Annotated in this window: 2 protein-coding genes; both read left to right on the forward strand. The window is 62.0% G+C overall.

The window, feature by feature from the left end; genetic code table 11:
* The first annotated feature begins 185 nt into the window (after window positions 1-185).
* Window positions 186-1,700: an IS21 family transposase gene (gene istA, locus EH240_RS36645; protein WP_125007198.1), complete on the forward strand. Its 1,515-nt coding sequence runs from the start codon at window positions 186-188 to the stop codon at window positions 1,698-1,700.
* Window positions 1,697-2,590 (forward strand): IS21-like element helper ATPase IstB, encoded by an 894-nt coding sequence (istB, locus tag EH240_RS36650; protein WP_125007199.1) that lies wholly within the window; start codon window positions 1,697-1,699, stop codon window positions 2,588-2,590. Before istA ends, istB begins: the two co-directional genes overlap by 4 nt.
* Window positions 2,591-2,640 lie beyond the last annotated feature (50 nt).

The raw sequence follows: 2,640 nt of genomic DNA on the forward strand, positions 1-2,640 counted from the left end.
TGCGGCGCGGCGATCAGGATGAGATTCAGCGTCAATCAAGATGAGACTCGGCGGGGGTGGTGTGACGCAGTGAGGGCGTAGCCCGAACGGAGTTACACCACCCCCGCGGCGTCACTGCCGACGTCTGTTGAGCGCGGTTGGCTGAAGTACCTTGGCGATTTTCTGAAGAATGGAGAATCACCTTTGTGCCAGGCCGTCATGTAACCGACCATCAGATGAGGCTCTTTATGAAGTTACGACAGGAACACACGACCGAGGTTGCCGCGGCCAAGGCGTCGATCAGCAGAGCGACGGCCTATCGCATCAAGAAGAATCCGGACCTGCCATCGCAAAAGCAAAAGGCTCGCGGCCGGCGACGGCCTGACCCTCTCGAGCACATCTTCGATGCCGAGGTCGTTCCCCTTTTGAAGGCGGCGCCAGGTATCCGTGCTGTCGCCATCTACGAAGAGATGCTGCGGCGGCACCCGGACCTGTCCGAGGGCATTCGCCGGACCCTGGAGCGGCGCATTCGGTCATGGCGCGCCATCCACGGCGAAGAGCAGGAGGTTATCTTCCGTCAGCTTCACGAACCCGGCCGGCTCGGGCTGTCGGATTTTACCGACATGAGCAGCTTGGGCATCACGATCGCGGGCCAACCCCTCGACCATCTGCTCTACCACTTCCGGCTCGCCTGGTCAGGCTTCGAGCATGCCCATGTCATCCTTGGCGGGGAAAGCTTCGTCGCCCTGGCCGAAGGGTTGCAGAATGCGCTCTGGTCGCTTGGCGGTGCGCCGCTCTATCACCGCAGCGACAGCCTGTCGGCGGCTTTCCGCAATCTCAGCGCCGACGCTAAGGAGGATCTCACGCATCGCTACGAGGAGCTCTGCGCCCATTATCGCATGACGCCGACCCGCAACAACAAGGGCGTCGCCCACGAGAACGGAGCGATCGAAAGCGCCCATGGCCATCTCAAGGACGCCATCCGTGACGCCCTTCTGATGCGCGGCAGCAAGGACTTCGACGATCTCGGTGCGTATCGTGCGTTCATCGATGAGATCGTCAGCCGGCACAACGCCAATCATGGCAAGCGCATCGATGCCGAACGCCCTCATCTGCAGGAACTCCCAGATCGGCGGACCAGCGACTTCGAGGAGGTGGTCGTGAACGTGTCGCGGACCGGTGGCTTCACCTTGCGCAAGGTCTTCTACACCGTTCCTTCCCGCCTGATCGGACATCGGCTTCGCGTCCGGCTGTTCGACGATCGGCTCGAGGTCTTTGTCGGAGGAACACAGCTGATGACGCTTCCCAGAGGCCGTGGACATGCGGATGGAAGGCACGATCAAGTCGTCAATTATCGGCACGTCATCCATTCGCTGCGGAAGAAGCCGATGGCGCTTCTTAATCTCGTCTATCGGGACAAGCTCTTTCCGCGGCAGGAATACCGCAGGACCTTCGATGTGCTCATGGAGCGGCTGCCGGACAGGCAGGCCTGCAAGATCACGGTCGAGTTGCTGGCACTGGCCCATGATCGCGGCTGCGAGCGCGAACTTGCCGAGCAACTCGCCGAGATCCTCGATGCCGGCGACCTGCCCGATATTGCTGCCTTGAGAACGCTCTTCGGCCCGGACCCAGCACGGCTGCCGACCGTCTCGGTGCAGCTTGCTTGCCTCAACGGCTATGAAGCCCTGATCGGCACGGCCTATACGGGAGAGGTCGCATGAAGAGCGCCCATAGCATCGATGAAGCCCGGCTGGGCATCATGCTCAACGAGCTCCGGCTGCCGACAATCAAGACCCTGTGGCCGCAATTTGCCGAACAGGCCGATCGAGAGGGCTGGCCCGCCGCCCGCTTCCTGTCGGCCATTGCCGAGCATGAACTGGCCGAGCGGGCGCATCGCCGGATCGAACGCCACCTCGCCGAAGCGCATCTGCCACCTGGAAAGACACTCGACAGCTTCGCCTTCGAGGCCGTGCCCATGGTCTCCAAGGCCCAGGTGATGGCGATCGCCGCCGGCGACAGCTGGCTCGCAAAGGGTGCCAACATCCTGTTGTTTGGCCCGCCCGGCGGCGGAAAGAGCCATCTCGCCGCGGCCATCGGGCTCGCCCTCATCGAGAATGGCTGGCGCGTGCTGTTCACCCGCACGACCGACCTCGTTCAGAAGCTTCAGGTCGCGCGGCGTGAACTCCAGCTCGAATCCGCCATCGACAAGCTCGACAAGTTCGATCTGCTCATCCTCGATGATCTGGCCTACGTCACCAAGGACCAGGCCGAAACGAGCGTGCTCTTCGAACTCATCTCCGCCCGCTATGAGCGGCGTTCCATCATGATCACCGCCAATCAGCCCTTCGGAGAATGGAACAGGGTCTTTCCCGACCCCGCCATGACGCTCGCCGCGGTCGACCGTCTCGTCCACCACGCAACAATCTTCGAGATGAACGTCGAAAGCTACCGGCGCAGATCAGCCATGGAAGCCAAACGCCAGCGCGGCTGGCCGGCCTCCTACGCGACAATCAAAAACACGCACGAGCTTGTCGCGGAGCGGCAATCAGAAAACCACGATGGCCTTGCCAGCGACAATCAGCATGATAATTTGCCCGTGACCGCGCCCTGAGAGTCTCATCCAGATTGTCGCGCAGGTCTCTCCCAGATCGCCGCGCTATA

It is taken from the genome of Mesorhizobium tamadayense (assembly GCF_003863365.1).
GTDB lineage: Bacteria > Pseudomonadota > Alphaproteobacteria > Rhizobiales > Rhizobiaceae > Mesorhizobium > Mesorhizobium tamadayense.